The sequence below is a fragment of the Sphingobium sp. YBL2 genome, from assembly GCF_000943805.1.
Taxonomy (GTDB): domain Bacteria; phylum Pseudomonadota; class Alphaproteobacteria; order Sphingomonadales; family Sphingomonadaceae; genus Sphingobium; species Sphingobium fuliginis.
In genome coordinates this window covers 3,775,722-3,802,689 of the sequence record NZ_CP010954.1, presented here as the reverse complement: position 1 = coordinate 3,802,689, position 26,968 = coordinate 3,775,722, and the positions used below count along the sequence as shown (strand labels likewise).

Genomic DNA, 26,968 nt, shown 5'->3' with positions numbered 1-26,968 from the left:
CAAGGAAGCCGCCATGCCCCATCTCAAATATAGCGCGACCCTAGCTGTTCTGGCTCTGCTTGCAACCTGCGGAACAGCTATGCCCGCGCACGCCCAGAGCTGGGCCGAACATTGGTTCGACAATGTGACCTATACCAGCCCCGGCAGCTTCGAGGACCAGACTCGCGGCTATGTAACGGCGGGCGGCATGTCGGGCCGGATCGATGTCCATAGCGATTATCTCATGTCGCTCACCATGCCCAAGGTGAAGGCGGGCTGCGGCGGCATCGACATGTTTCTGGGCGGTATGTCCTTCCTTGACCCGGACTATCTCGTCCAGAAGCTCGAGAGCATCCTCCAGGCCGCGCCCGCCGTCGCTTTCCAATATCTGCTCGAAACCCTCGACGAGAAGATGGGGAACATCATTTCAAAGATGGAGGCGGCCACCAATTTCCTCAACTCCATCCAGGTGAATGACTGCCGCCTTGCTAACCGGATGGTCCAGATCGCCAAGGGCGATGATAACATGTCGGGGATCATTGAGGAGATGACCGGCTACAAGTCGGTGAAGGAAGGTTACGCCAAAAGCTATCAGCAAAGCCGAGAGAAAATCCAGGCAAACGGGAATAGCCCCACCGAGGATCTGAAGGACGCGCTCGCCAATTGCCCGGCCGAGGTCACCGACATCTTCCGCACCGGCTCGCTGCTGGCTCATGCGGCGGCCCGCGTCGGCGCCGCCGATTGGGCGGGCGTCATGCGCGCCCGGGTGGGCGACGTCTATATGCGCTGGGACGCCAACGACAAGGTGCCGCTCTTCTCGGCCATCCCCGCCTGCGCTGGGCAGGATACCGAGTCGTCCGATGATTTCCTGAGCGGCCGGGTCATGCGCCGCGCGCTCAACATGCCCGCCACCGCCGCCGATTGCACGCAGGACGGGACCAAGGGCGCGCTGGCGCTCACCCGTGAGCGCATGACCTCGATCGCCGAGAAGATCAGGACGCGCGCAGCGCTGACGGCCGAGGAGCGTCAGTTCGTCGCCAATGTGCGGACCCTGCCGGTCTACCGGATGCTTGAATGGGGCGTGCGACAGGATGTGGTCGACTCGGTGATTGGCGATACCGACGAGCTGGTCGCCCTGACGCTCGCCTATCAGATGTTGAACGACCTCACCCGCAGCATCGATTTTGCCATCTCCAATGCCGAGCGCGGGACCAGCGCGGCGGGCGCCGCCGATAGAACCAGCGCCAATATCTGCCAGACCCGCATCCTCACCAAGGGCATCGAACAGCTGCGCGACCTGCGCGAAGAGGTGCTGCGCCAGCGCGCGCAGATGCGGCAATCCTATATGGCGGCGCTCTCCCAGGCGAACCTCTCGACGGGCTATGCCGGCCTCATCCGCCAGCGCGATCGGGACGCGCGCGACGCCGCCGGCACCGCCGCCAGCCGCAACCGCTGAAGGATCGGACACCATGCGCCTCATCTCCCGCTTGCCCGCGCTGCTGTGCGGTCTCGCCAGCCTGTTCATCGCCTCCCCTGCCCTCGCTCTGGAGACGAGCTTTCACACCTATGACGGCTTTGCCGAGACGGTGGATGCGTTCCGGCTCGTCTCGATGATCTTCGCCGATCCGCGTTACGAAACGCTGGTGCTGATCGTCGCGGTCGTCGGGATGGCGCTCGGCGCCGTGCTCGCCATGATCCGCGGCACCGGCATGGGCCTTGTCGCCTTCGGTCTTCAGATGCTGGTCGGCATCGGCCTGTTCGTCGGCCTTGTCGCAACGACCGGCACCGTCCATGTCTATGATCGGGTCAGGAACGCATATCAGCCGGTCGGCGACGTCCCCAATCTCATCGTTCTGGTGGCGGGCGTCACCAACATGATGGAGCGGGCGCTGGCCGAAACGATCGACGACAATACACTCGACCCGCATGCCAAGCTCGAATTCGGTGCGGGCGGCCATGCCTTCGACCTGTTCCTCAATGCCGTCAGTCCGCGAGGGCCGATGACCGATGCCTTTCTCGACGCGACGATCAAGGATTATGTCCGCCAATGCTATCCGGTCGCCCGCGTCTCGCCGGCCTATGGGATCGACGACGACCAGCTCTTTCGCACCAGCACCGACCTTCCTGCGTCCTTCGCCGCCATGGCGGGGCCTTCGACCTTCAGCACCATCTTCACAGCCTCGGACAAGGGCGGCACGACGGTCAGCTGCAACGAGGCCTGGACCCATATCGCGGATCGGCTCTCCGACCCGGCGATCTTCGAGGATTATTCCTCCCAGGTCTGCCAGCGCACCGGCTATGACATCGCCAAGGCCGACCAGCTCGCGCGCTGCCGCAGCAATCTCTCCGAAATGAGCGACATGATGCTGGGAACGCCGCTCACCGCCCAGGCCTTCTTCACCAACATCCTGCTTGGAAACAGCGTGGGCGATGTTCTCTTCGAAGACAGCCCGGCGACAGCCGCCCGCGTCATGGCCAATCGCGCGGTGGTGGCGGGAGGCCTTGCCACCATGTCGACCGCCAATGAATGGATGCCGACGATCCGGGCGACAGTGTTCGGGATCATGCTGTTCATGATGCCGATTGCGCTGCTGTTCATCCTCACGCCGATCAACCTGCGGGTCGCGAGCTTCGCGCTGGGGCTCTTCGTCTTCGTGGCGCTGTGGGGCGTGATCGACGCCGGCATCTATCAGTTGACCCTTGGCCGCGCGATGGCGGTGCTGGCCGAGATGCGCTCCAATCATGTGGCCGCCACGACCTGGATGCTTGCCCCCTCCTCGGCGATGAAGGCGCTCGCCATCTTCGGCAGTTTCCGCACAGCAGCGGCGGGCCTAGCTGGAGCGTTCGTGTTCACGGTGTTCCGCTTCTCGGGCAACGTCTTCTCATCCTTCACCGGCGGTTCGCTTGGCGTCCAGGCCCAGGGATCGGCCGCGGCTGCCGGGGTCTCGACCTCCGAAGGCTTTGCTACGGCCCTTGAAGCGCAGGCCTCGGCCATGGGCACGGGCTCACGCCGGTCGGCCGCTTCCGGCTTCGGTGACTTCGGGGAGCGCTCAACCTTCGGCACCAACCGGAGTTTCGGTGCAGCAGGCGCTGTTGGTGCGGCCCATGGCGGCGGGGCGCCCGGCAGCGCGGCCATGGCCCTCGGAAGCACGGACGCCGCACGAGAACTGGGCGGCCTTGCGCCTGCACTCCACGGCCGAGACCTCAATGATCCGGCGACGGCGAGCGCTGTGCGCGCGGCGGCGGCAACCGGCGCGATCCACAACTTTGCCGAAAAGGACGCACTGCGAAGCCTTGGCACCAGCTATTTCGGGTCGGGCGAAGCGGGCGAGAAGGCATTCGGGGCCTTCACCCAAGGCTTGGTCCAATGGCGGGCGTTCGGCGACACTCGCGCTTATGGCATGATGATGCAGGCGGCGACGCGGCATTTTGAGCGCGGGGGTTATTCACCGCAGGACGCGGCGCTGAAGGCGAGCGGGGTCATCGCCGAGGCGAGCGCCGATCCGACCTTCGCCAAGCTCATCGCCAACAGCTACGCGCAGGAGGAAATGCTGCGCAACGATCTGACCTCCGCCCAGGTGCAGGTCGGCACCATGGAGGGACGCCGGGATTACGCCGGTGACCGGGTGTCTCAGGTGGAACGAGGCAATGTTGCGACCGAGCAGGCCTATCGCACCGGCGGGAACCAGGGCCACCGCAACGCCGCCACCATGCTCGGCCTCCCCGTTGATGAGATGAGCCGCCGCATCGCCTTCATCAATGCCCTCTCCGGTGAAGCGCGCTCCTCCGCCATCACGCAACTCTCCCGCGCCACTGGCCGGAATGAGGCCCAGGTAACCAAGGCTCTCGAAACCTATCGGGCGGCGACCGATCTTGGGACGGCGGACGGGGCGACAGCCGAAGCGGCGCGCGAAGGAACCAGCGTCTATGGCCGGACCCGCGAAGCTGCCGGTTACGACTTCGCCGAGCGGTCGGGGAAACTCGACGCGCAGAAGGAGGTCGGACACGATGGAACACGCAGCGCCGCCCGGATCGGTGAGCAACGCCGACAGTCGGATAATTTTGGTTTTGCGCAAGGCGCCGAGGCCGCCAGCATGTCCACGCGCGAGGCAGCTCGTCTCGACAGCTTCATTCGGACGCTGGCGGATGCGAGTGGCAACCAGCTCGACATGTCGGAAGGCGGTGCCGACCGCATCGCTGATCGGGCGCGAAACGCGCGGATGACCAGTATCGTAGAGCGCGAGCGTCTGTCCCGCATGCAGGGGCTGCTGCGGGCCAACGGCATCGAGATGAGCAAGCGCCAGATCGCCATGGACCAGAATGGCGATTTCAGGATGAACCTCACCCCGGCGACGGCCGCCCAGATGTGGCAGGCTGGCCTCCTTAACGAGAGCCAGCTCGGTGCGGTCGCCAATGGCGGCCATGCCCGCTTCAGCCTCGCTCATAATGACCTGCTCGTCTCTAGTAGCGCAGGGTTCGAGAAATCGGCGCGCAATGACACCAGCACGCGGTTCGAGGCCGGCAAGCAGGCCGGTCCCGACACGATCGAGCATTTCATGGGCGGCGGTGCCGAAGGTCGCGCCGCCATGGCCAACTGGCTCAAGGGCGGATTCGAAATGGACCGAAAGGGCAATTGGCGTCTCAAGCCGCAGATCGCTGACACGCTCCAACGGGATGTGCAGGCGATCATGGCTCAGACCGGTTGGGAACGGTCGATTACGAGAGCAGCGCAAGACCAGTCTGCCTTTAGCACTTCTGTCCAAGCGGAGATCAGTGGTGGATCAACGAGTCGTGGAAGCAAAGGCAGCCGCGCAGGAGCGGCGGCTGGGTTTGGTCAGTTTGCCGGGTCACTCGGTGCGTCCTCGCAGGAAAGCGGAACAACCAGCGAAGCGGCCAATGCCCAGCTCAACATAGTCAATTTCGAAGTACGCCAGGCAATCGCAAACTCTGAGCGTGCGGCGTCCAAATCGCTCAATCCGGCATCTTCATTCGCCAACCACCTTTCGGCTGAAATTCTTGGACGCGATGGACTGCGAAATCGATATCTCGAAGATGCCGATAGTGGCCGAGGTACAGTCGATGTAAATGCTCCGGTGACATCCTGGGAGCAGTCATCCCTGCTAAGCGGGGGGCGCTTCTCCACAGATCTTGCCAATGGACCATTTGATGGCGATCCTCATTTCAAGAAACGCGATTGATATTGCTGGGATTGAGCGGGTTTAAAGGATTGCCAATCCAGAATGCGCCAGATCGCGGATCTAGAGGATCAAACTGCCACGGCATCCCCGATGGGCCGTATTTCCTGCGATCCCTAAAATAGTCCTCATCAAACTCACCGTCTGTCGCAGCTGGCAATGATCCCAACCAGCGTCGAATGAATCCGAAAGAGAGAACTAGCGCCACAATGGGCGGAAAGAAGAAGATATTCAGATATCCACCGGCAGCCGAATGATAAACTTCTGTCAAAGCATCCAGCTTGAGGGCAGCAAGCATGCCCAGCCAATAGACTGGCACGCCACTCCACCAGAGCTTCGCGTACCAGGGTCGCGAAAGCCAATCCCTGAGACGAAGTTCGTCGGGGTTCCGATCCGCGTCATTGGGTTCAATGGTTGCAGCCATCATCAATTCCTCTTCGCCGAACCTACCATCTTGGAGCCGCGCGGAAAATAGCTAACCCTCCGAAATCAGGAAGTTTCGTCCTCCTGTCACCTGGTTTACCAAGATCCGATCACTCCAGCCCCCTGCTACCCATCGCGCCCTCCCCCTTCCCTTCGTCGATGCCCCCATTTCGGGTCCAGTTTTCGCTCTCACAAAATGCCGTCGCCACCAGATAAATCGAGCAAATCCATTGATTTTCCTGCGATTCGGCGGCATCATTTTGTTTGGCCGGGCAGACCTCATTCATGAGGTTGATTGATGCCTAAAAATGTTTCGGCGCCGCCGGATGCGGCAAAGCAGTTCGTCATACCTGCTGCGAAGGATCGTCGTACCGACTCCTTGTGGCGCATTGCCATGGTTGCTCAGCGGACGGGTCTCTCCCGCGCGACCATCTACAGGCTTGAGGCTGCGGGCCACTTCCCCAACCGACAGCAGATCAGCCCACGATGCGTTGGATGGTACGGAAGCGACATTGAGGATTTCATCGCAAATCCAAAGGCCTTCATTCAGACGGTGAAAAGGCGATCCGCGCGGCGATAAGGTCAGGCGGGGGCCCAACAATCTACCGTCTTAAGCCAGACGAACCAGTGCGGCACCCCGACGGTTTTCGCCAGCGGCCCCTTCTGAGCACCGCGCATCGACCGCCACCAAAAATATATTGGCATCGTCATTAGAAGAAAGGCATGCCGGGAATCTAAGGGAAGGCTCGCAAAAATGGCGCGGACGGTACAACCGAATTCGAACCGGCGCTCATCAGCGCCCAAGGATGATGTCATCCAGATTAGGGCATCGGCAAGCATGAAGGCCGTCCTCACCCGTGCAGCCGCTTTGCGCGGCCAGAAACTCTCCGAGTTCATGCTCGATTGCGCGCGCCGTGAAGCCGAGGATGCCATTCTCGACCAACGCACCTTCTTGCTCGACGCTGAGCAGCATGAGCGGTTCCTGGCAATGCTCGATTCTCCGCCCGCACCTTCAGAGCCGTTGCAGGAGCTATTTCGGCGCAAACCGGCTTGGGAATGCTGAAGTCCGGTCGACTGCAGACCGATGCCGAATTGGGCGAACTGATTATGCTGCTACCTATCGAAGCCGCCATGTCGCTCCTGAATGACGGAATGGTCGATCAGGCCAATTTTTCGCATAGATGTTTGAAAGTTAATGGTAATTTCTGCCATTCTTGTTTTGATAACATAAGATCGATATATGGTAGTGATCGATCCGACGGAGATCGTTCGAGGTAGTTCGATGAGTAGCGTAACGGTACAGGTTCTGACGACAGTGAACGCTCCCTACGGGGCGGACCTTTCTGCGCATCAACTGGCCGAGCTTCTCACCGATCTGGAAAGTGCGGTCACCTTCAACGCTATGGCCTTTTCTTTCTTCTCCGAGGTTCCTGCTGACATTCAACAGGATTTTCTCAAGGAGATGGGCGTGAGTGCCGCAGCGGCCAGCAAGGTAGCATGCCAGTTTTCGGAGCTTTCCGGCTACGCGTTGCCTCTGGCGGCTTAAACGGGTGCCGAACAACCAAGCGAGCCAGTGGCCAATCCTGTTCGATCTGGCGGGCAACATCTTCGATCATTTTCAGTCGACCAACGGCTTCATTCCAGATTGGACCTTCGGCGGCGGCACGGCACTCATGCTGCAAATCGATCATCGCGAAAGCCATGACATCGATCTGTTTTTGGATGATCCGCAAATCATACCCTATCTCAATCCTGAAACACAGGGAATTTCTCTCAACAGACGGCCTGATAGCTACGTCGCGGACGGAAATGGGGTTTTGAAGCTTGCCTATAAGGATATAGGCGAGATCGATTTTATTTGCTGCGAAAGCATAACCGATGACCCTACTCAGAGAGCTGTCATCAGGAATCGCGATGTTAATCTTGAAACTCCTGCCGAGATCATCGCGAAGAAGGTGTATTACCGTGGATGGAATTTCCAGCCGCGTGACATGTTTGATCTCGCAGCCGTGGGCGATCAGCACGGTATCGATTACGTCGTCTCGGCACTGCGACAATGTGGCCTGGGCCACTGCGAAAAGGCGCTGGAAATCATCAAGAACGCCAAGCCAGAATTCGTTCGGTCGATCATTGGCCAATTGATGTTCAGGCCAGGGACGGCCTATCTCGTTGATACGGCGCAGGCTATGAGCCGCGAATATCTCACCGAAACGATTTCAAGTCTGCGTGCCGCTAGCGCGGCACGCAATCCCTGAACCCAGCGCCCTTCGATCTCGCAAGATCAAACTGGCTGGCCTAACGCCTGGCCGGCCTGAACTGGATGACGTTCGGACCCGTCGGCGCGCTTTCCCAGCGTGAAAGCAGCCTGCCCTTGGCCATCCGAACATTCACCAGAGCGAACGGGCTTTCGAGCCCGTCCCCGATCAGATCAGCCCAGGCCTGCAGCATCTCCCGCCGCGGCTTGAAGTAGCGCGCGCGGTTATAGGCCCATTCCGACGCCGATATGCCTTTGGGCACATGCGACAGAACAAGATCGATGATCATGCGATCGCCGTCACGCTCGAGTTCCGCAGCCCGCTCGTTCATCACCGTAGAGAATGCCGAACGCCAGCCGTGCGGCACCATCTTCCCCTTATAGGCACCATCCCCGATCCGCTTGTACAAGGTGCTGACAGCCGCGTCGCTCATCGGCAAACGCCAGGACCGGCTACTCGGGAAGACGAGGCTGAACTTTCCGGTGAGTACCCGTATGGCGCGCAGCGTTTCGACAGCCTGCCAGGAAAGCGGGACGTCGTGGCCGAAAGCGGCATTGCTCTTGTCCTCGACGGCCAGCTTCATCCGCCCGGCGGGTATCCGCCAGATCGCCCCCGGCGCAGGCTTGTCGGGATCTTCCCAGTCGATGCCCTCAAACTCGTCCCACAACGCGGTTCGAAGGACGCCAACGCGGACGGCGGTCAGAGCGAGCAGCCGGGAGGCCAGCTTGCTCAACGGGCCACCGGTAGAGAGATCGACGCGTCTCTGAAATTCGATAAGCTGGGACACGCGCGTGAGCGCTGGTTGCTTGATCCCCGGAGGCGAGCGTTTCAGCGCATCCGCGACGATCTCGACGCTGACGATCGTTTCAGTGGTCACCAGCCCTTCGCCGCGAGCGCGCTTGAGAACACCCAGGATGTAGCCGCGGACCCGCTTCGCAGTCTCGATCGCGCCTCTCCGTTCGATCTTGCGAAGGGCGATGAGGACCATTTCGCTGGTGACCTGACTGACCGGGAGCTTCCCGAACTCAGGATAGATGTCCTTCTCGATCCTCGATCGAACCCTGAAGGCGTTGGCGGCAGACCACCAAGGCTCGTTTTCCGTAAGCCATTCTTCGGCTTTGGTACGAAAACTGGCGTCCGCCTGAACTACGGCCTGCGCCTTCCGTCGGACAAACTCCACCGCAGGGTCGATGCCCTGCCGGAGCAGTTCGCGCGCCTCTTTTTGCCTTTCCCGCGCTTCGGCAAGCCCGACCTCGGGGAACAGCCCGAAAGTGACAAGCTTCTCGCGCTCGGCAAAATGATATCTGAACCGCCACGACTTCGCGCCGGCCTTTGTGACATAGAGATAGAGACCGGCAGAATCGGTCATCTTGTAATTCCGCCCGGTGGCGGCGGCGTTTTTCGCTTCAGCGTATGTAAGAGTCATCGATACCCCAAAAATTGGTTTCGATACCCCCACCGATACCCCACGATTCGTGAGATACCCCGAGACATCCTGAGACATTATGGATGAACAACGGCTCACAAACCCCTGATTTATAGGGATTTATGATATCACATAATGCTCATGAAATCGAGTGTTGGTGGGCCCGGCAGGACTCGAACCCGCAACCTAGCCGTTATGAGCGGCCAGCTCTAACCATTGAGCTACAGGCCCCACCTTGTTGCCCGGATAGGCAGCATCAGGCCGCTTGGCAAGCCTGTCCTCGCGGCTGGACTGCGTTAAGGAACGCATCCAGCGTCGCGGGGCGAACATTTCGCCTGTCCAGATGATCAAGCACTGCGTCCCACCAGCCATAGAAGGCGGTCCTGTCCGCCTCGTCGCGAACATAGGGCGTATGCCCGGGCTCCAGCGTCGGGGAGTGGAAGCTGAAATTCAGCACCGGCACGCCCTCCCCCAACAGGGCGTCGATTGCGGCGATCGCCTCCTGCGCGTCGATCCCTTCGGGCGTCAGCGGTATGCGGCTCAACATCCCGGTGCGCGCCAATGCGCCAGCCATCGGTCCCATGAGTTGCGCCACGCGGTACAGACGCTCGCCACCGCCGCGCAGCAGACCGGCAAAGGCCGTGGACAGCGGCAGCTCCACCAGGCGCCGTCCGGGTCCCGCCCAATAGGGATATTGCGGCAAGCCCCGGAAGTCCGGACCATATTGCCCGCCATAATCGAAGCGGCTGCGGACCGAACTGTCCAGCCGGAAGCCCGCCTCCTCCAGCAGGCGGGCGCTATTGGGCCCGACACCGTAGCGGCCGGCCCGGTAAGCGATGGGGCGAGCGCCGAAACGTTCCGCAATCCGCTGGCATAGCGCTTCCAGCTTCGCCCGCTCCACCGCCTCCGGCAGAAAGCCGACATAGCTGTTGGCGGCCGTCACCTCCTCGACATGCGGCGGATTGACCCAGGGATGCAGATGCGCGCCGATGTCGGCCGCGCCATCGGCCAGCCAGCGTCCCATCAGTTCCGCCGCTGCGTCGCTGTCGACCACGGGATAGTCGGTCACATAGACGGGTTTCACCCCGGCCGCCGAGAAATAGGCCTGGCCACGCGCCATTCCGTCGAGCGCCGTCACGCCATGCCCCGTCCGGCGGAAGGGGGCGTTCCAGTCGAACTCCTCCTCCGTATCCACGAACAGCATGAAGCGCGTGCCGAAGTCCGGATCGAGCGTGACCCTGTCCTCCGCCGCCGGCGCGCGGAGCAGGTTGCCGTCATGGAAAAGCGTCGTCATCCCGCCACCGCTACCCGGATTTGGTTGCGATAGGGTTTCCCTCGGCGCAGGTCAGGCGCTGCCGACGGCATCCTCCGTCTCCGCCATGGCCGGCACGGCGAGCAGGAAACGGCCGGGTTCGACGTCCAGCGCCCCGCCGCACCCCGTCGCCAGGCTGCGGATCAGGCGCAGGGAAAAGCCAAGGCCCAGCAGCGGGCCGTCCGCCCAATTGCCGTCCGGCATATAGCCTGGATCGAGCAGCCGGTCCTCTTCCATCCCCGCCAGCGTCGATGGCCGGTCGATGGCCAGTATGACGCGCCCTTCCGCCCCGTCCGGCTGATACCAGCAGGCGCCGGTCAGCGCTTCCCCGGCCGGTGCAACGGATATGAGCGTACGCAGCAGATGCTGGATCATGCGCTCGCCCTGCACCGGATCGATCTGCACCATCGGCAGGCCCCGCGCCATGGCGATGTCGATCTGCGCGCTGTCCCCCTGCTCGCGGAAGCGCGCCGAAACCTGCGTCACCAGCAGCGCGGGGTCGATGGCGCGCGGCGCCTCGTTCCCGCCCTCGCCCCGCGACACGCGCGCTGCAAGGTCCAGATCGTCGAAGGCCGTCAGCAGATGCCGCGCATCCACGGCGATCTTGCCCGCCATATCGCGATATTCGGGACCTGCAGGACCGAACAGTTCCTGTTCGATGATCTCGGCAAAGCCCAATATCGCATTCAGCGGCGTGCGGAGTTCATGCACCAGTTGCCGGATCGAATCGGCGGACAGGCCGGCGATGGACACAGGCTCGGCGCGGGGTTCGGCGGCGACTTCGTGGAGATAGGGCCGCCGGGCCTGCCCGCGATAGCCCTGGAAGCGGCCGGAGCGCGGATCGAAAAAGGGTGTGGCCGACAGCCGCCACTCGCCCGCCATCGTGCCGCCGACGATCGTATAGCGGCCGTTCTGAAAACCGCTGCGCCGCATGAAGGCGCCCGCGACATGGCCATCCGGGCCGCTGCCGCCTTCCAGCGCCGTCTCGTTGAGCGCGAGGCCGATCAGCGCCGCCCGCGGTCCCTGGTCGATCCAGACGATCGTTCCGGACGCATCCGTTTCGAAGGCGAAGGCGCGGGGTCCGGTGATGGCGGGGCGCTGCGGCGCTTCGTCCGCGTCGCCTGCTCGCCGGGCGCTGGTGAAGCGTGCGATCCGGTCAACCAGATTGCGGATCTGGCTGCGATCCTCCTCCGCCTCCTCGACCGGCTCGGCCTGCGGCCGGTCGATTTTCGGATCGGCGGGAACGATCATCGCCTCGGTCAGCAGCATGTCTTCCTGCTCGACCGCGACATCGCTGGTCAGCACCAGGTCGGTCGCACCGAACGCCTCCAGCCCCTGCAGCGTCGCCGGGCCAAGGTCGCGCCGCGACCGCAGCACGCCACGCGCCGTCGGCGTCAGGCGCGGCAACATCTCGACCCAGGCCGCGTCGGAAAGGCGCGCACGGGACATGGCGGCGGCGACAATCGCCGGGCGGTCATTGGCGAAGAATTCGACCAGCGTGGGCGACCGCAACCGACCGCCCAACTCCACGACCGTCGCGATCCGCTGCGTTTCCGACAGTTTCGGCAGCAGTCCGGTCAACCGTTCCAGCAGCGCCGCCCGCTCCGCATCGGACATGATCGATCGGTCGTGCCGGTCGTTTTGCGCCAGCAGATCCACGCATTGCCGCCAAAGCGTGACGGCCCCGATGCCGCTGCGTCCTTCCGCGGCGAGAACCGTCTGCATGAGATCGTTGAAGCGCACCCGAATTCCCCAAATTCCAGCCCCGGCGCAGCGCTGAAAAACTTTCCGCCGGAGAGATCGTTACACAGGAATAATGCTTCGCGCCGCAAAGGGGAAGGGCCGCGGACGGGTTCTTATGCGAACGTCGCATAGTGGGACAATTGCATTGTCCTGAAATATTATTATGGTAACGCCTTATTAACTGGCAAGGAAATAAGCGGAATAATGGCCGGCCCCAATATTGACGACATCGACCTCCAGATCCTTGGCGAATTGCAGGGTGACGGCAGGATGACCAATGTGGAGCTGGCCCGCAAGGTGGGCCTGACGGCTCCCCCGTGCCTGCGCCGCGTCCGCGCCCTTGAGGAAAGCGGGGCCATCAGTTCCTACCATGCCGTGGTCAACCCATCGATGCTGGGCTACACCATCACGGTCTTCGCGATGGTCAGCCTGAAGAGTCAGGCCGAAGCCGACCTGAAGGCATTTGAGGACCACATCGCCACCCTGCCCGAGGTGCGCGAATGCTATATGCTGAACGGCGAAATCGACTTCATCCTGAAGGTGGTGGCGAAGGACCTGCAAAGCTTCCAGCAATTCCTGACGTCGAAACTGACGCCCGCCCCGAATGTGGTCAGCGTGAAGACCTCGCTCACCATAAGGACATCCAAGAACCTGCCGGGCGTGCCGCTGCCCGTTTGAAGGGTAACGATCAGGGGTGGATTACGGACATTCCCCCTCCCGCAGGCGGGAGGGGGCTAGGGGGTGGGCTGGCGCGGCATCTGCGCTGTTTTGCAACGGCTAAGTCAGAAGCTCGCTACGCTCGCGCCCACCCCTAACCCCTCCCGTTTACGGGAGGGGAATGTCTTGGATTGGCCAATTCCGGCCAATAAGCAGCCCGGCTTCTCCCTCAGCTCGCAGGCGCCACCGTCGGCATGGAGGCCGTCTTCCTGCTCTGCTGATCCACCCAGACGGACCAGAAGCCAGCGACATTCGCCCAGTTGCCCGTCGTCACCTGTCCCAGTGCGGCCTTCGCCCCGGCCAGATCGCCCGACCGCGCCAGCGCCACGCCAAGCCGTGCATTGGCCCTGCCGGCATCGACGCCTCCCTTGCTCAGGGCAAGGCGATATTGCTCGACCGCCTGCGGGAACTGGCCGAGCGAGAAATAGGTGTCGCCCACGGCCATGGCTGCCGACCCGTCCTTTGCCGCCGAAGCCTTCTTCGCCGCGGCGGGCAGGCCCGCGATTTCCTTCGCAGCCTTGGGCGTTGCGCTCTTCAGCAATTGCGCCGTCGCCGCCTGTGTCGGCGTCAGCTTGCCAGCCGAGCGACCGGCCTCGATGATCGCCTTGGTCTCCGCGCTATAGCCCGTCTTGTCGGCCAGTTGCGCATAGGCCTGGTAGTCGCGCTCGCTCGCCATGGCGCCATTGGCCGCCTGCAGGCGATAGAGGTCGAGCTGCACCTGCGCATCCATGCCGGGCGCCGTCAGGTAATTGGCGAGAGCGGACCGCCATTCCCCTGCCGAATCATAATGGGCAAGGCGCTCCCGATACAACGCCCCCAACTCCGTCCAGTCCCCTGCCTGATAGGCCATGGAGATCGCCCGGTCGTACCAGGCGGCCGGTATCGGCTGCCCGGCCGTCCGCTGCCGCGCCAGCGCCTCCTGCACGAAGCCTCGCGCATCCTTGGGCTTGTTGCGCCGGATGGCGATGTCCGCGCGCAGCATGGTGGCGTCGATCGGATCGTAACCGAGCGTCCGGGCGTAATCGAGCTGCGCCGTCGCATCGTCGTAATTGCCGACGATATAGGACAGATAGCCCGCGATATAGCGCAGGCGCGGCATATCGCCCTTGGGCACCGAGGAGGTCTTGAACATGTCGTTCAATGCCACCCGCTGCGCCTGCCGGTCGACCTTCAGCACCGCCAGCTGGAACCGCAGGCCAGCCGCCACATAGGCCTCGAAATCGCTGACCGGCATCAGGCCCGAAATCTGGGCCTGCGCGGTCGAGACATCCCCGGCCTTGATCGCGCTGTCCGCCGCCTGCGTCGCGGCGCGGAAACTGTCCGACATCTGGATCGCGGGGCCGACGGCCGGCTTCTTCGCAACGGCGGGCGCGGCCGCCATCAGGGCGGCGCCGGCCAGCAGCCCGCAGGTCAGATTCGAATGTCTCATCATGGCCATGTCAGCCATCCCCCTTGTCGCCTGGCTCCAGCCAGACCGTCATCATGTTCGAAGATGAAAAAGGCGCACCGCCCGGACCGGGCAGCGCGCCTCCATCAGGCAAAGATCAGGCCTTGGTGGCCAGATAGGCCAGCCACAGATCGGCGATCTGCTTGCGCGAACCGGCCTGCACCGACTGGAAAGCCGCCTTGGCCGAAGCATTGTCGCCGCCCAGCGCCTTGGCGATGCCCATGCGGGTGTTGATCTCGTCCGCGTCGACGCCGCCCTTCTGCTTGGCGAGTTCGAACATCGCCGCCGCCTTGGCATAGTCGCCATAGCCCAGATAGGCGTCGGCCGTGGCCGCCGCGATCTTGCCATTAGCCGCCTTGCGCGCATCGGCCTCGGCCGTGCCCAGCGAGCCCTTGTCGCCCGCGATCTTGGACACGGCAGGCTGGTACAGGTCACCGCCCTGGCTGGCGTTCAGCACGCCCTTGCCGCGGCCCGCGTCGATCGCGGACTTCACTTCGCCATAGATGCCGGTCTTCGACGCCATTTCGGCATATTCCAGATAATCCTGCGCCACGACCAGGCCGCCGGAGGTCGCCATCAGGCGCAGCACGTCCAGATTCTCGCGGTTTGAGATATTGGGATTGGCCTGCTGGAACAGACGGATCAGCGTGCGCAGATTTTCGCCGCTGGGCGCAGCCTGATAGGCCATCTTGGCCCATTCGGTGACTTCAGGCAGCTTCGCCGTCGCCGCGCGGCTGACGCCGATCTGGTACCATTGCGCCGGCACCTGGCCGCCCGAGGCCCTGGTGGCGTCCGCCGCGGCCTTGAGCGCGGCCAGACCCTGCTGGTTCAGGCCACGCTGCGGCTCGACCGAAGCGTTGGCGGTGCCGGCCTTGCCGAAATAGGCCTGCGCCAGCGTCACATTCACCGCTTCGGGCTTGTAACCGGCCTGCGCCGCGGCCTGGGCGCGGGTGATGGCAAGATCGTAATTCTTCGCCTGCAGCGCCTGGTCGGCGGCGACGGCGTTGAACTGGCCGGCCTGTTCCGGCGGGGTGAGGCCGCTGTCCAGCATCTGGGTCAGCGCCTCGCTCTGCATCGCCGCATCCTTGCCGGCGATGGAGGTGTTCAGCTTGATGGCGCCGATCTGATATTTGTCGTCGTTCGACTTGGCCTTGCTGTCGGCGTCGGCCAGCGCGGCCTTGGCCGCTGCGAAATCCTGCTTCTCGGCGGCTTGCTGCGCGGTCTGCAGCGCCTTGACCACGTCGGGCGAGACGTTCAGCTTGGGCGCGCCGCCCTTCTTTTCTTCCTTCTTGGCCGCGAATGCCGGAACCGAAACGGCGCCGCCAGCCAGCGCGAGAGTCAGCGCGAGCGCCACGGGGGTAACAAAACGCATGTTCATCTTCTCCTCTGCGCCCGGGGGACAGGCGGCCTTTGTTTACGCCGATTAGGGGTCGGCGCGTGAATAACGTTTGAACGACCTATATGCACCAGTTAACCGCCTGTCAGCCCCAAGGAACGGATCGCGCGAAACAATCTGGCGCGCCGATCGCGCGGCTCATGGTCCATACCGCTCATTCCCGTCGCGTGCGCGCGTGCGCGCGAGGGGTGACAATATTGTTTCGCTCCGCTAGTGCAGCAGCAACGAACCATATCCATCCAAAAAGAGAATCGCATTGACCGACGAGACTGCCCTCGCCGACCCTTCGGACATCAGCCCCATCTCCATCGTGGAGGAGATGAAGGCGAGCTATCTCGACTATGCCATGTCGGTGATCGTCGCCCGCGCCCTGCCGGACGTGCGCGACGGCCTGAAGCCGGTGCATCGCCGCATTCTCTTTTCCGCCCATGAATCGGGCTTCACCTACAACAAGCCCTATCGCAAGTCGGCCCGCATCGTCGGCGACGTGATCGGTAAATATCACCCCCATGGCGACACGGCGATCTACGACGCATTGGCGCGCATGACCCAGGACTGGTCGATGCGCGTGCCGCTGATCGACGGGCAGGGAAACTTCGGCTCCATGGACCCCGACCCGCCGGCGGCCATGCGCTATACCGAAGCGCGGCTCGCCAAGGTGACGAACGCCCTGCTGGACGATCTCGACAAGGACACCGTCGATTTCCAGCCGAACTACGACGCTTCGGAAAGCGAGCCGCAGGTCCTGCCCGCGCGCTTCCCCAACCTGCTGGTCAACGGCGCGGGCGGCATCGCGGTCGGCATGGCGACCAACATCCCGCCGCATAACCTTGGCGAAGTGATCCGCGCCTGCCTGGCCTATATCGACAACACCGGCATCACCGTGGACGAACTGATCCAGATCGTCCCCGGCCCCGACTTCCCGACCGCGCCGCTCATCCTCGGCCAGTCCGGCGCCCGCAGCGCCTATCATACCGGCCGCGGCTCGATCATGATGCGCGCCCGGCACGAAATCGAGGAAGGGCGCGGCGACCGCCGTTCCATCGTCCTTACCGCCATTCCCTATCAGGTCGGCAAGAACGGCCTGGTCGAAAAGATCGCCGAAGCCGCCAAGGACAAGCGGATCGAGGGGATCAGCGACATTCGCGACGAATCGAGCCGCGAAGGCGTGCGGATCGTCATGGACCTGAAGCGCGACGCCACGCCCGAAGTCGTGCTGAACCAGCTCTGGCGCAACACCCCCGCCCAGTCGAGCTTTCCGGCCAACATGCTCGCCATTCGCGGCGGCCGCCCGGAACTGCTCAACATCCGCGACATCATAGAGGCGTTTGTCCGCTTCCGCGAAGAGGTCATCACCCGCCGCACCAAATATGAACTCAACAAGGCCCGTGACCGCGCGCATATCTTGCTGGGCCTCGTCATCGCGGTCACGAACCTCGACGAAGTCGTCCGCATCATCCGGGGCTCGGCCAGCCCTGCCGAAGCCCGCGAAACCCTGCTCGCTCGCGACTGGCCGGTGGCGGAGATCGCGCCCTATCTGCGGCTGGTCGAAGCGATCGAAACGGAAGTCAGCGGCGACAGCTACCGCCTGTCGGACACGCAGGTCCGCGCGATCCTTGACCTGCGCCTGCATCGCCTGACCGCGCTCGGCCGGGATGAGATCGGCAATGAACTGGCGGAACTCGCCGCCGCCATTGCCGAATATCTCGCCATTCTCGGCGACCGCGTGAAGCTCTACGCCGTGATGCGCGAGGAGTTCGAGGCGATCGAGCGCGACTTCGCCACCCCGCGCCTGTCGGAGATCACCGCCGCCGCCGACGGCATAGACGACGAAGACCTGATCGAGCGGGAGGAAATGGTCGTCACCGTCACCGTGCAGGGCTATATCAAGCGCACCCCGCTGGAGAGTTTCCGCGCCCAGGCGCGCGGCGGCAAGGGCCGTTCCGGCATGGCGACCAAGGATGAGGACGCGATCACCGAATTGTTCGTGACCTCCACCCATACGCCGGTCCTGTTCTTCTCGACGGCGGGCAAGGTCTATCGCCTCAAGGTCTGGCGCCTGCCCGAAGGCGGCCCGGCGACGCGCGGGCGGCCGATGGTGAACCTGCTGCCGCTCGGCCCCGGCGAGACGATCCAGACCGTGCTGCCGCTGCCCGAGGATGAGGAGAGCTGGAAGGATCTGCACGTCATGTTCGCCACCGCGAACGGTACGGTGCGCCGCAACAGCATGGACGCCTTCGCCAACATCCCGTCGAATGGCAAGATCGCGATGCGCTTCGACGATGAAAGCAGCGACCGCCTGATCGGCGTGGCGCTGCTCACCGAAGAGGATGACGTGCTGCTCGCCACCCGCCAGGGCAAGGCGATCCGTTTCCAGGCGACGGACGTGCGCGAATTCCAGAGCCGCACCTCCACCGGCGTGCGCGGCATGACGCTGAAGAAGGACGATGAGGTCATCTCGCTCTCCATCCTTCATCGCGCCGGCATCAAGGATCAGGAAGAACGCGACGACTATCTCCGCTTCGCCCCCTGGAAGGCGGAGAAGGAAGGCTCGCCGCAGATGAGCGCGGAACGCTTTGCCGAACTGGCGGCCAAGGAACAGTTCATCCTCACCGTCTGCGCGAACGGCTATGGCAAGCTGTCCTCGGCCTATGACTATCGCCGCACCGGACGCGGTGGGCAGGGCATCACCAATATCGACAATATCGGCCGCAACGGCCCTGTCGTCGCCAGCTTCCCGGCGCGGCACGGCGACCATCTGATGCTCGTCACCGACCAGGCCAAGCTGATCCGCATGGGCCTTGAATCCCTCCGCGTCATCGGTCGCAGCTCGGCGGGCGTGCGCCTCTTCAACGTGTCCGACGACGAGCATGTCGTCAGCGCGGCGAAGATCGAGGAAAGCGACGAGGAGACGGAGGTGAGCACCCCCGCCGGCCTGGAAGTCAGCCCGGACGTCAGCCCCGAAGCCGATCCGGACCTGGCCGAAGAGTGACAGACCTCTTCGCCTACAAGATCCTGACCGGCGATCAGTATGACCAGTTGAAGGCGGACGGCGTGTTCAAGGGCGCGCCGGTCGATCTTGCGGATGGCTATATCCACATGTCGACCCGCGAACAGGCCGCCGAAACCGCCGCCAGGCATTTTGCGGGGCAGGACCATCTGGTGATGCTGATGGTCGACCTGGCGCCTTTCGGGGACGCGCTGAAATGGGAAGAGTCGCGCGGCGGCGCCCTCTTCCCGCACCTCTATGGCGACCTGCCGCTCAGCGCTGTTGCAGGCAAGGTGGTCCTGCGCCTGGACGAGCAGGGCAGGCATCTCTTTCCGGCGGGTTTCTGATCACCGGCCTCTGGCGCGGCGCGCCCGCGCGGCAGGCCGCGGCGCCGTCATGACCCCCTGCGCCCTGACAGCCATGGCAGGATGATGCGATAGTCCGTCGATCCTGCGCACCCATGCCGGTGGCGGGACCGGCCGGCGCAGTCCCAGCAGGCCCAGCCGAATGATTGGCGAGCTTCTTTCGAGCAGCAGATAGAACAGGACCGGGACCGCCAGCGCCACCACGATGCGCACGGAGGCGGGCCACCATGGCTGCGTCTCGATCAGCACCATCCTGTGCATGAAGAGGATCACGAGGGACGCCCGTCCCAGCAGGGCGAATTTGCGGCCGATGCCAAGCGGCGTCAGCGGCCCCGATGCCAGCCACCGGCTCAGCCACACGATCATGTGCGACCATCCGATCGCCCCTGCGACGCTGGTCAGGGCCGAGCCATAATGGCCGAACTTCATGTCCATCGGCAGGATGAAGGGCGTCAGCAACAGCGTCACGATGGCGATCAGCAGGTGCACCGGACCTTCGAACACCGGCTCGCCTCCCAGCAGGAAGGTCGATGCCCAAAGGCTGCCGATGCCGAGGAAGAATATCGCCATGGGCAGCACCGCCATATTCCACGCCAGCGAATAGCCGCCCAGCGGATAGGCGATGACCAGCATCAGCAGGAGCAGCGGGATCAACCGCACCCCGCACCCCTCCCCCATGCGCCGGGCCATGGCGTTGAAGGCGACCTGCGCCCCGAAAAGGACGGTGATGAACCAGGCCGTTCCGAACCAGCCGGTAAGCTGCCGCCCGCCGAACAGCATGCGCCGGGCCAGCAGCAGGTCGGAATGGAAGATCGCGGACCAGCTTTTCCCATCCAGCATCATGCCGGCGTCCTGCATGCCCGTCAGCAATGTGAGGAAGCAGCCATAAGGCAGCAACAGGGAAAAGACGCGCTTGTAGATCAACTGCGCGGACGGTTCGGAATGATAGGCTATGCCCGACAGGATGAAGAACAGCGGCATGTGGAACAGGTAGATCCAGTCATGCAGCCGCCCCGTGACCGCATGGCCCACCACGACAGTGACGATGCCAATTCCCTTGGCACAGTCCAGCCACTCCCAACGTTGTGTCGCGCATTGCATCGATGACGCCTTTCGCTCGCTCATCGTGCGCCCGATTTTTCTTTGCTGGATAGGCGTTTCCGGCGTCGAAAGCCATTAAGGGCGATCGCCTAGAGCCAATTCGCAAGCGACGGAATAGCCACTGGCCAGGAAAGAGAGGAGAAATACGGGAACAGAGCGGCTGTCCCTGGCGGAATGGAGGGCGCTCAATCCAGCCGCTCGATCAACGCGTCGACACCGGCGTTCACGCCGCCGTAAAGATCGCCCTTTCGGAAATGGGGGATCATCTTTTTGTCGATGACGCCCTGGCAATAGGCGTCCGTCAACACGCTTTCCAGCCCGAAGCCCACGGCTATGCGGACCAGTTGCTCGTTCGGGGCGACCAGCAGGACCACGCCATCGTCATGGCCCTTGCGCCCGATGCCCCACTGATTCGCCAGATCGGTGGTGAACGATCCGATCTCCGCCCCGTCAAGGGACGCCACGGTGGCGACAACCATCTGGTGCCTGGTCGATCGCTCCAGCTTTTCGAGCTTCCGGGACAGCGCTTCCTCCTGCCCGACACTGAAAATACCGGCTGCATCGGTCACCCGCCCAGCCAGCGCCACGGCCGGTTCGGCCCGCCCGGCTGTTTCCTGAGACGCCGTTTCCTGAGGCGCCGTTTGCGCTTTCAGGCCGGGGATCGCCAGCGCAGCGGCGCAGAGCAGCAGAAGGCGGACCGGCATCGCCCTCATCCCACCTTCTCCATCCGCGCGACCTTTCCATTCCTCATCCAATAATCATAGCCGCCCCATCTGATCCGGTTGGAGCAGGCCGCCGCCAACTGAATTCCCCAATGCGCCCAGCACACGGCAAATGGCGCCAGCACGTCCCAACGGAGCGACCGCCGCGCCGTCCGCGCCTCGCCGGGTTCCAGCACGCCCGCGACGATCCGCCGCCGCGCCAGCGCCCGGCCGAGAGCCGCTGCATAACCCACCGCCACGGCGCTCCAGCCGCCCCATCCCACCGCCCAGACCCAGCCCAGCGCCTGCACGCCCGCCACGGCGCAGGCGATCCGCCACATGCCCGGACTGTTGGTCAGGACATGGCGATACTGCCGCACGGCAAAAGCCAGCGCCCCTTGCCGCGCCAGCGGACTGGCGACCAGCAGATCGCGCACCGGCCGCAACCGCAGCTTCGCCCGCCATCCGGCCAGCCCGATCGCCATGTCGTCGGACAGCCGCCCCGCCAGCGCGGCATCCAGTTCCAGCCGCTCCGCCGTCTCCCGCGTCAGCGCCATGGCCCCGCCCCAGGGCATGGTCGCGCTCGCGGCTCTGGGCAGAGTCGCCAGTTGCATTTCAACCGCGCCCACCAGCGCAGCCGCCACGCCCGCTTCCGGCAACAACAGCCGGTATCCCGTGACGATGTCGGCCTTTCCCCGCACCAGGGGAAAGAGCAGCCGGCCCACCAGCCGCGGCGGCGGCATGATGTCCGCATCCACGAAAACCAGATAGCGATCAGCCTCCCGCAGGGAGCGCAGGGCCGCGCGCAGCTTGTGAACCTTCTGCCCCTCGTCCCCGGCGACGCCGGCACGAACGAGCTGCACCCAATCCCCCTCGCGCGCAGCCATCGCCTCCGCCGCCGCGCATGCGCCGGAGGTGGCGACCACCAGCCGGAACCGGGCCGTCTGCGCCTTAAGCCGCGCGATGAGACCGGGGCTCCCATCCCAATCGTCCCGCACCGACAGCAGCATGGCGACGCCCTCCGGCGCCTCCTCCTGCCGGTCCGTCGGCAGATGCCGCCAATAGTTGAGCACGCCGATCACGCTCAGCCCCTGCAGGATCACCCAAAGCCCCAAGGCCCAACTCATCGCAAATCCAAGCCCTTTACCGCCCCGACCGCTGCTGTATGACGGCAGGCGCGATGCTCTCCAACCCCTTTCTCTTCACCCTCCTCCGTATCCTTCCGGCATCCCTCGCCTCCTGGCTGGGAGGCTGGCTGTCGGCCAATGTCGCGCGCAGGTCCATGAAATTGCGGGATGAACGAGCCCGCAGGAACCTTGCCGTCCTGCGCCCCGAACTGGACCAGGCAACCCAGGAGAGGATGCTCACCCGCCGCTGGTTCAATCTGGGCCGCACCATGGCCGAACTCGCCAATGTCGACCGGCTGGTGAACGACCGGCACGTGACCATTGCTGACGAGGCAGCCTATCGAGAAGCGCTGGCTTCGCCACGGCCGATGATTTTCCTGACGACCCATATCGGCAATTGGGACCTGCTCGCCGCTCATCTCAAGGCGTCGACCGACCGCCCCGGCCTGGGCGTCTACGATCCGCCGGACAATGCGGCGCAGGCCGCGATGCTGAAGCGGGCGCGGGAAAGCTATATGGGGGAAGCGATCACAGGCAGCAGCGGCGCGGCCCGCGCCATCCTGCGGCACCTTTCTGAAAAGGAGCGCCCGATGCTCTATATCCTCGTGGACGAAAGGCGCGACCGGCAGGTCTGGTTTCCCCGTTTCGGCCGCGACCTCGAACCGTCGGGCAATCTTTCCATCGCCCTGCGTCTCGCTCGGCGCAGCAATGCCCGCTTCCTGCCCTTCACCCTCGCCCGGACGAAGGGCGCGCACTTCCATCTCGACTGGCACCCGCCGCTCGACCCCAAGGCCATGGAGGAGGCGGAACTGCTCGACGCCATCGACGCCTATCTGGGCAAGGCATGCATCGACCATGCGGACCAATGGCTGGCGTTGCACGATATGGACCTCGCGGCTGCTTCCCCCGCCCTTGTGGCTTCCCGGAGCGAACAGGTGGCGGGATGAAAGCGGTTCTCACGCCCTGCCGCACCCGCTAAAGCGCCCCCATGTCCCGACTCGCCATCAAGATCTGCGGTCTTTCGACGCCTGACACGGTCGGCGCCGCCATGCGCGCGGGCGCCACCCATCTGGGATTCGTACATTTCCCCAAAAGCCCCCGTCATGTAGAAGCGGACCGATTGCGCGCCCTGGCAGCGCCCGTCCCGTCCCATGTCGGGCGCGTCGCCGTGCTGGTCGATCCAACCGACGAGACACTGGCCGATCTCAGCGCCACGGGCGCCCTCACCGCCCTTCAGCTACATGGGAAGGAAATTCCCGAACGCGTGGCGGCCATTCGTCAGCGCTTCGGCATTCCCGTCTGGAAAGCCATTCCGGTGAAGACCCGCGCCGACATCGACGCCGCGGGCGCCTATGCGGGCGCTGCCGATTTCATCCTGTTCGACGCCAAGACGCCTGAAGGCGCGGCTCTCCCCGGCGGAATGGGCCTGCGCTTCGACTGGACGCTGCTGCGCGGCGCTTCCCTGTCGTTGCCCTGGGGTCTTTCCGGCGGCCTTGGCATCGACAATGTGGCCGAAGCCGTCCGCATCACGGGCGCGCCGCTGGTCGATGTTTCGTCCGGCGTCGAAAGCGCGCCCGGCATCAAGAGTGTGGACAAGATCATGGCCTTCTGCAATGCGGCGTCGGCATGTTGACGCAGAGCATCCTTTTAGAACGCATCGGCCTTCGATGGCGTTGATCACTTGCCCAGGTGATCCAACCCCATGACTGAAGAGATAGAAGCGATGACCGACAGCATTACCCTGCCCAACAGCCTGCGTTCACAGCCCGACGCCTCCGGCCATTTCGGTTCCTTTGGCGGCCGTTATGTGGCCGAAACCCTCATGCCGCTCATTCTGGAGCTGGAGAAGGTCTACAGGGACGCCAGGCAGGACCCGGCGTTCGACGCCGAATTCACCGAATTGCTGCGCAGCTATGTCGGCCGCCCGAACCCGCTTTACTATGCCGGGCGCCTGACCGAAGCGCTGCGCGCCGAAGCCGCACCGGGCAAGGGCGCGAAAATCTATCTGAAGCGCGAGGAACTGAACCACACCGGCGCGCACAAGATCAACAATTGCATCGGCCAGGCGCTGCTCGCCCGGCGCATGGGCAAGAAGAAGGTCATTGCCGAAACCGGCGCGGGCCAGCACGGTGTCGCCACGGCGACCGTCGCCGCCCTGTTCGGCATGGAATGCAAGATCTTCATGGGCGCGAAGGATGTGGAGCGGCAGAAGCCCAACGTCTTCCGCATGAAGCTGCTGGGCGCGGAGGTTATCCCCGTGGTTTCGGGATCGCAGACGCTGAAGGACGCGATGAACGATGCGCTGCGCCATTGGGTGTCGAACGTGCACGACACTTTCTACATCATCGGCACGGCGGCCGGGCCGCACCCCTATCCGGAGCTGGTGCGCGACTTCCAGTCCGTCATCGGCCGGGAAGCGCGCGAGCAGATACTGGAACTGGAAGGCCGACTGCCCGACATGCTGATCGCGCCGGTCGGCGGCGGTTCCAACGCCATCGGCCTGTTCCATCCCTTCCTCGACGATGCGGAGGTCAGGATGATCGGCGTCGAAGCGGCGGGCGAAGGCCTGGCCGGCAAGCATGCGGCGAGCCTGGCCGGCGGCAAGTCGGGCATATTGCACGGCAACCGCACCTATCTGCTCCAGGACGAAGACGGGCAGATCACCGAAGCGCACAGCATCTCCGCCGGTCTCGACTATCCCGGCATTGGGCCTGAACATAGCTGGCTGCATGAAATCGGCCGTGTCGAATATATGCCCATCACAGACGACGAAGCGCTCGCCAGCTTCCAGAAGCTCTCCGCGCTGGAAGGCATCATCCCCGCGCTCGAATCCGCCCATGCGATCGCCATCGCGGAAAAGGTCGCGCCTACGCTCGACGCCGACCGGATCATCGTCGTCAACCTGTCCGGCCGCGGCGACAAGGACATCTTCACCGTGGCGAGCGCCCTGGGGGTGGAGATATGACCTCGCCCGCCATATGTCTTGCTCCTGCGAAGGCAGCAACCCCGTTCAACCGTCACCTGTTCACGCGACCCGTGGACCGGGCTGCCGCCTTCGCGGGAGCGCGTTGCGTGTCGGGTTTGGGAATTCGATATGACCGTTGACCGCCTCTCCGCCCGCTTTGCCGCCTGCAAATCGCAGGGCCGCGCCGCGCTCGTCACCTTCGTGACGGCGGGCGACCCCAGCGTGGCCGACACCCCCGCGATCCTCGATGCACTGGTCGAGGGCGGCGCCGACATCATCGAACTCGGCATGCCCTTCACCGATCCGATGGCGGACGGCCCCGCCATCGAACTGGCGAACCTGCGCAGCCTCGGCTCCGGAACGAAGACGAAGGATATTTTCGCCCTCGCCAGCGCCTTCCGCGCCAGGCACCCTGAAACCCCGCTGGTCCTGATGGGCTATGCCAATCCGATGCTCGTGCGCGGCCCGCAATGGTTCGCCGACCAGTGCAGCGCCGCAGGCGTCGACGGCGTGGTCTGCGTCGACGTGCCGCCGGAGGAAGACGCCGAAATCGGTCCCGCCCTGCGCGCCGCCGGCATCCACCTGATCCGCCTCGCCACGCCGACGACCGACGCGGCCCGCCTGCCGGCCGTGCTGAACGGCGCCAGCGGCTTCCTCTATCATGTCGCCGTCGCAGGCATCACCGGCAAGCAGCAGGCCGCCCAGGCTGCCGTCGAACAGGCGGTGGCCCGGCTGAAGACCGCCACCGACCTTCCCATCGCGGTGGGATTCGGCGTGCGTTCCGCCGAACAGGCTGCCGCCATTGGCCGCGTGGCCGACGGCGTGGTGGTGGGGTCCGCCATCGTCGACATCATCGGCTCGCACGGCGACGCCGCCGCCCCCTTCGTCAAGGAGTTCGTCGCTGCCCTTCGCGGCGCGCTGAACGCCAACAGCCCTCATTTCCGGGAGACCGCCGCATGAGCTGGATCAACCGCGTCCGCAACGCCCTGCCCTTCATGGCGAAGAAGGAAACCACCGCCGAAACGCTGTGGCACAAATGCCCCTCCTGCGCCGAGATGATCTTCATCAAGGAGTGGGAGGACAATCTTTCCGTCTGCCCGCGCTGCGACCATCATGGCCGCATCGGACCTGCGGAGCGGTTCGAACAGATACTCGATGCCGGTTTCATCCTGCTGCCGACCCCGCAGGTGCAGGAAGACCCGCTGAAATTCCGTGATTCCAAGCGCTATCCGGACCGCATCAGGGCCGCACGCGCCGCGACGGGCGACCAGGACGCGCTGATCAACGCGCGGGGCGCCATCGATGACGTGCCGCTTGTCATGGGCGTGCAGAATTTCGCCTATATGGGCGGTTCCATGGGCATGGGCGTCGGCGCCGCCTTCATCCAGGGCGTCAACGAAGCCATTGCCCATAAATGCCCCTATGTGATCTTCACCGCAGCGGGCGGCGCGCGCATGCAGGAGGGCATACTTTCCCTCATGCAGATGCCGCGCTCCACCGTGGCCATCCAGAAGCTTCACGCGGCGGGCCTGCCCTATATCGTGGTGCTGACCGATCCGACGACCGGCGGCGTCACGGCCAGCTACGCCATGCTGGGCGACATCCAGATCGCGGAGCCCAATGCGCTCATCGGATTTGCGGGCCAGCGCGTCATCGAAAGCACGATCCGCGAAAAGCTGCCCGACGGCTTCCAACGCGCGGAATATCTGCTGGAGCACGGCATGCTGGACATGGTCGTCCATCGCAGCGAACTGCGCGACACGCTGGCCCGGGTGATCGGCTACCTCGCCCCTCGCGCCGCGGCCTGAGGTTATCGGGGAGACCAGC

At 64.1% G+C, this 26,968-nt stretch carries 24 protein-coding genes and 1 tRNA gene; 14 read left to right on the top strand and 11 right to left on the bottom strand.

Translation table 11 applies throughout. The features are described from left to right. Positions 1-13 precede the first annotated feature (13 nt). Positions 14-1,435, top strand: a complete 1,422-nt coding sequence (locus TZ53_RS17510) for a conjugal transfer protein TraH (RefSeq protein ID WP_044662112.1) — start codon at positions 14-16, stop codon at positions 1,433-1,435. Between the two features lie 13 nt (positions 1,436-1,448). Continuing rightward, on the top strand, positions 1,449-5,177 hold the full coding sequence (locus TZ53_RS17505) for a conjugal transfer protein TraG N-terminal domain-containing protein (RefSeq protein ID WP_044663125.1): 3,729 nt from the start codon (positions 1,449-1,451) through the stop codon (positions 5,175-5,177). On the opposite strand, the gene TZ53_RS26240 is transcribed toward TZ53_RS17505, so the two are convergent. Both TZ53_RS26240 and TZ53_RS26875 read right to left on the bottom strand, forming a co-directional pair. Beyond that, a complete protein-coding gene (locus TZ53_RS26240; RefSeq protein WP_235600722.1) occupies positions 5,161-5,601 on the bottom strand; it encodes a hypothetical protein in 441 nt (146 codons plus the stop codon). The genes TZ53_RS17505 and TZ53_RS26240 overlap by 17 nt on opposite strands. 106 nt (positions 5,602-5,707) lie before the next feature. After that, positions 5,708-5,884, bottom strand: coding sequence for a hypothetical protein (locus tag TZ53_RS26875; protein ID WP_157009830.1), 177 nt, complete (start codon positions 5,882-5,884; stop codon positions 5,708-5,710). A gap of 11 nt (positions 5,885-5,895) precedes the next feature. On the opposite strand from TZ53_RS26875, the gene TZ53_RS17500 reads away from it, so the two are divergent. The 4 genes from TZ53_RS17500 to TZ53_RS17485 all read left to right on the top strand — a co-directional run bounded on the left by TZ53_RS17500 (position 5,896) and on the right by TZ53_RS17485 (position 7,852). Continuing rightward, on the top strand, positions 5,896-6,177 hold the full coding sequence (locus TZ53_RS17500) for a helix-turn-helix transcriptional regulator (RefSeq protein ID WP_082718616.1): 282 nt from the start codon (positions 5,896-5,898) through the stop codon (positions 6,175-6,177). Between the two features lie 174 nt (positions 6,178-6,351). Continuing rightward, on the top strand, positions 6,352-6,660 hold the full coding sequence (locus TZ53_RS17495; RefSeq protein WP_044662111.1) for a type II toxin-antitoxin system TacA family antitoxin: 309 nt from the start codon (positions 6,352-6,354) through the stop codon (positions 6,658-6,660). A gap of 177 nt (positions 6,661-6,837) precedes the next feature. Beyond that, positions 6,838-7,143 (top strand): hypothetical protein, encoded by a 306-nt coding sequence (locus tag TZ53_RS17490; RefSeq protein ID WP_235600721.1) that lies wholly within the window; start codon positions 6,838-6,840, stop codon positions 7,141-7,143. Positions 7,144-7,147: 4 nt separating this feature from the next. Next, positions 7,148-7,852 (top strand): nucleotidyl transferase AbiEii/AbiGii toxin family protein, encoded by a 705-nt coding sequence (locus tag TZ53_RS17485; protein WP_044662110.1) that lies wholly within the window; start codon positions 7,148-7,150, stop codon positions 7,850-7,852. Between the two features lie 40 nt (positions 7,853-7,892). Here the strand turns inward: TZ53_RS17485 and TZ53_RS17480 are convergent, their stop codons facing one another. The 4 genes from TZ53_RS17480 to TZ53_RS17465 all read right to left on the bottom strand — a co-directional run bounded on the left by TZ53_RS17480 (position 7,893) and on the right by TZ53_RS17465 (position 12,315). Further along, positions 7,893-9,221: a tyrosine-type recombinase/integrase gene (locus TZ53_RS17480; protein WP_064232637.1), complete on the bottom strand. Its 1,329-nt coding sequence runs from the start codon at positions 9,219-9,221 to the stop codon at positions 7,893-7,895. Positions 9,222-9,433: 212 nt separating this feature from the next. Further along, a tRNA-Ile gene (locus TZ53_RS17475) sits at positions 9,434-9,509 on the bottom strand. 25 nt (positions 9,510-9,534) lie between these two features. Next, positions 9,535-10,572 carry a polysaccharide deacetylase family protein gene (locus tag TZ53_RS17470; protein ID WP_044662109.1) on the bottom strand — a complete coding sequence of 346 codons (1,038 nt, stop codon included), beginning with the start codon at positions 10,570-10,572 and terminating at the stop codon, positions 9,535-9,537. A gap of 51 nt (positions 10,573-10,623) precedes the next feature. Continuing rightward, the gene (locus TZ53_RS17465; protein ID WP_082166370.1) at positions 10,624-12,315 is read right to left on the bottom strand and encodes a sensor histidine kinase; all 1,692 of its coding nucleotides are present in this window, start codon (positions 12,313-12,315) and stop codon (positions 10,624-10,626) included. A gap of 222 nt (positions 12,316-12,537) precedes the next feature. Here TZ53_RS17465 and TZ53_RS17460 point away from each other — a divergent pair, with 222 nt between their 5' ends. Further along, complete coding sequence (locus TZ53_RS17460; RefSeq protein WP_025551551.1) at positions 12,538-13,011, top strand: Lrp/AsnC family transcriptional regulator; 474 nt, start codon at positions 12,538-12,540, stop codon at positions 13,009-13,011. 208 nt (positions 13,012-13,219) lie between these two features. On the opposite strand, the gene TZ53_RS17455 is transcribed toward TZ53_RS17460, so the two are convergent. Together TZ53_RS17455 and TZ53_RS17450 are read right to left on the bottom strand one after the other, a co-directional pair. Then, the gene (locus TZ53_RS17455; protein WP_044663121.1) at positions 13,220-14,488 is read right to left on the bottom strand and encodes a hypothetical protein; all 1,269 of its coding nucleotides are present in this window, start codon (positions 14,486-14,488) and stop codon (positions 13,220-13,222) included. Between the two features lie 106 nt (positions 14,489-14,594). Further along, the gene (locus TZ53_RS17450; RefSeq protein ID WP_025552082.1) at positions 14,595-15,875 is read right to left on the bottom strand and encodes a hypothetical protein; all 1,281 of its coding nucleotides are present in this window, start codon (positions 15,873-15,875) and stop codon (positions 14,595-14,597) included. A 274-nt stretch (positions 15,876-16,149) separates the two neighbouring features. Here TZ53_RS17450 and gyrA point away from each other — a divergent pair, with 274 nt between their 5' ends. Continuing rightward, on the top strand, positions 16,150-18,885 hold the full coding sequence (gene gyrA, locus TZ53_RS17445; RefSeq protein WP_025552080.1) for a DNA gyrase subunit A: 2,736 nt from the start codon (positions 16,150-16,152) through the stop codon (positions 18,883-18,885). Then, positions 18,882-19,229: a DUF952 domain-containing protein gene (locus tag TZ53_RS17440; RefSeq protein WP_025552078.1), complete on the top strand. Its 348-nt coding sequence runs from the start codon at positions 18,882-18,884 to the stop codon at positions 19,227-19,229. The genes gyrA and TZ53_RS17440 overlap by 4 nt, the downstream gene beginning before the upstream one ends. On the opposite strand, the gene TZ53_RS25730 is transcribed toward TZ53_RS17440, so the two are convergent. From TZ53_RS25730 to TZ53_RS17425, 3 genes are all read right to left on the bottom strand, one after another. Further along, positions 19,230-20,348: an acyltransferase family protein gene (locus tag TZ53_RS25730; RefSeq protein ID WP_052628224.1), complete on the bottom strand. Its 1,119-nt coding sequence runs from the start codon at positions 20,346-20,348 to the stop codon at positions 19,230-19,232. It lies immediately after the preceding gene. A 185-nt stretch (positions 20,349-20,533) separates the two neighbouring features. Beyond that, positions 20,534-21,061 (bottom strand): TPM domain-containing protein, encoded by a 528-nt coding sequence (locus TZ53_RS17430; RefSeq protein WP_053085665.1) that lies wholly within the window; start codon positions 21,059-21,061, stop codon positions 20,534-20,536. After that, positions 21,058-22,176, bottom strand: coding sequence for a glycosyltransferase (locus TZ53_RS17425; protein ID WP_044662106.1), 1,119 nt, complete (start codon positions 22,174-22,176; stop codon positions 21,058-21,060). Before TZ53_RS17425 ends, TZ53_RS17430 begins: the two co-directional genes overlap by 4 nt. Positions 22,177-22,229: 53 nt before the next feature. On the opposite strand from TZ53_RS17425, the gene TZ53_RS17420 reads away from it, so the two are divergent. The 5 genes from TZ53_RS17420 to accD all read left to right on the top strand — a co-directional run bounded on the left by TZ53_RS17420 (position 22,230) and on the right by accD (position 26,949). After that, complete coding sequence (locus tag TZ53_RS17420; protein WP_025550515.1) at positions 22,230-23,123, top strand: lysophospholipid acyltransferase family protein; 894 nt, start codon at positions 22,230-22,232, stop codon at positions 23,121-23,123. Positions 23,124-23,164: 41 nt separating this feature from the next. Continuing rightward, the gene (locus tag TZ53_RS17415) at positions 23,165-23,809 is read left to right on the top strand and encodes a phosphoribosylanthranilate isomerase (RefSeq protein WP_044662105.1); all 645 of its coding nucleotides are present in this window, start codon (positions 23,165-23,167) and stop codon (positions 23,807-23,809) included. Between the two features lie 90 nt (positions 23,810-23,899). After that, entirely contained in the window at positions 23,900-25,141 is a 1,242-nt protein-coding gene (gene trpB / locus TZ53_RS17410) for a tryptophan synthase subunit beta (protein ID WP_044662104.1), read from the top strand. A 129-nt stretch (positions 25,142-25,270) separates the two neighbouring features. After that, complete coding sequence (gene trpA / locus TZ53_RS17405; protein ID WP_044662103.1) at positions 25,271-26,101, top strand: tryptophan synthase subunit alpha; 831 nt, start codon at positions 25,271-25,273, stop codon at positions 26,099-26,101. Continuing rightward, positions 26,098-26,949, top strand: a complete 852-nt coding sequence (accD, locus tag TZ53_RS17400; protein ID WP_044662102.1) for an acetyl-CoA carboxylase, carboxyltransferase subunit beta — start codon at positions 26,098-26,100, stop codon at positions 26,947-26,949. The genes trpA and accD overlap by 4 nt, the downstream gene beginning before the upstream one ends. Positions 26,950-26,968 lie beyond the last annotated feature (19 nt).